This window comes from Enterococcus sp. C76 (assembly GCF_040886985.1).
Classification (GTDB): domain Bacteria; phylum Bacillota; class Bacilli; order Lactobacillales; family Enterococcaceae; genus Enterococcus_B; species Enterococcus_B lactis.
In genome coordinates this window covers 1-363 of record NZ_JBFOEY010000056.1, presented here as the reverse complement: position 1 = coordinate 363, position 363 = coordinate 1, and the positions used below count along the sequence as shown (strand labels likewise).

Genomic DNA, 363 nt, shown 5'->3' with positions numbered 1-363 from the left:
AGCAAACTAGAATCTTCTAAGCTTTCATCGGCGTCTTCAACCTTTTCAATATCTATTGAATCAGTTAAGGACTCTGTGTTCTCATCATCTTGCAATAACGCTAAAACTTCTTCTTCACCTAGCGGAACATATGATTCAAAGAACCCATCCATGACAGGATCACCATACCATTGCGTAGCAGTATAATCTAGAGCTTTATCAACCATGCCACCATTTCCAGAAGAAAAACCGGAAATGCCTTCCAAAACTAATTGCGGATTACCAGTATAAGCTCCAACTGCAACTTCTCCAGCTGCCATTGTTTTTTCTTTGACAGTCTCTTTAGCTTCATTGAATTTTTGTTCAAAATCAGGCATATCTACC

At 38.8% G+C, this 363-nt stretch carries 1 protein-coding gene; it reads right to left on the bottom strand.

What is annotated here, in order from left to right:
• Nucleotides 1-363: hypothetical protein (locus tag AB3I00_RS14730; protein WP_368025629.1), on the bottom strand; the 363-nt coding region annotated here is incomplete at both ends.